The following is a 1445-nucleotide window of genomic DNA, read 5'->3' as shown; positions in this document are numbered from 1 at the left end:
CTATGAAAGTTACTCTAATTGGTATCGATTTGGCAAAAAATGTTCTTCAGGTTTGCGGTGTCAATCAAGTCGGTAAAACGCTCTTTAATCGCACCGTTAAACGGACTCAACTGCTGAAAACGCTCGTTCAGTATCCAGATGCTGTCATTGCAATGGAAGCCTGTAGTGGCTCAAATTATTGGGGCCGAGAGCTGATTTCGCGGGGATTTGAAGTGAAACTTATCCCACCACAGCACGTGAAGCCCTTCGTGAAAGGCAATAAAAATGACCGCAATGATGCCTTTGCAATCTGTGAGGCCGCGATGCGCCCCAACATCATCTTCGTTAAGCCAAGAACCTTAGCGCAGGTCGATATTATTATTTCCCATCGCATTCGCGAGCGTCGTATTCGTGTCAGAACCGCGTTGACCAATCAAATCCGTGGGCTATTGGGTGAATACGGTATTGTTATTCCTAAGGGCCGCGATCCGCTCAATCTTGCTCTACCTGAGCTACTAGAAGATGCCAATAACTCGTTAACCACCACCGCCCGTAGGTATATCAGAGAGTTACTCGATGAGTTATATGCCATCAATACTTCGATTTAATCACTGGAAAAAGAGATTCGACTACAGGCAAGAAATCATGAAGATACCAAGCGATTAACCGCTATACGAGGTGTCGCTGAAATTATTGCTACGGCGGCGGTATCGTTCGCTGGTGATGGTTCTGGGTATCAAAATGGTCGACATTTTTCGGCAAACTTGGGGCTGGTGCCAAAAGAGTTCTCAAGTGGTGGAAAACAGAAGCTGGGGGCAATTACCAAGCGGGGAAACAGCTATCTAAGGCGACAACTGATTCAAGGTGCTTGGTCTGTCATACGCTACGCCAATAATAACGACGACAGGTTATCTGTCTGGGCAAGAAAGGTCATCGAACGAAGAGGCAAACAAAAAGCTGCGGTAGCTGTGGCCAACAAACTCGCCAGAATCATTTGGGCGATGCTGTATTACAAAACGGAGTACCGGCCTGGCTAAATAACAAAAACAATTACATACCCTAAAAACCGAACGCAATTAATGAAGTAACAGGTAATACCGGCCTTCGCAAATGCTGAGAGAGTACAAGGTGTTGTAACACCGAAGGGACGATAAGCAGCGAAGGCGCGGTTCTCATTAAGGCCAGAGCACGAAGATGCTCACAAACAGGTCGGATATACGTACGCAGTATTACTTTCTGTTACTCACAAAATGTTTGATCTATCCGAGGTGTCCATATATGACTCTCTGTAAAATAAAGAGGCGGCGTGTAGCAGATGTATCTGCACATGAGCCTGCCGCAGGTGATAGGTTGCCATGAAGGTGCGACCTTCAAAGAGGTTTACAAGTACCAAAGTTCTTTGCCGTTAAATTTACACATGTTATTGGGTTACTCGAAATGGGTCGATAATCCCTATTTCTTATACA

General features: G+C 45.6%; 1 pseudogene. It reads left to right on the top strand.

Features of this window, described 5'->3' with window-relative positions:
* The first annotated feature begins 2 nt into the window (after nucleotides 1–2).
* Nucleotides 3–1016: pseudogene (locus L1D47_RS20625) on the top strand (IS110 family transposase).
* Nucleotides 1017–1445 lie beyond the last annotated feature (429 nt).

The sequence above is a fragment of the Shewanella sp. Isolate7 genome (assembly GCF_022398425.1).
GTDB lineage: Bacteria > Pseudomonadota > Gammaproteobacteria > Enterobacterales > Shewanellaceae > Shewanella.
Note: the sequence above shows the minus strand (reverse complement) of the source record. Positions and strands in the feature narration are given on the sequence as shown.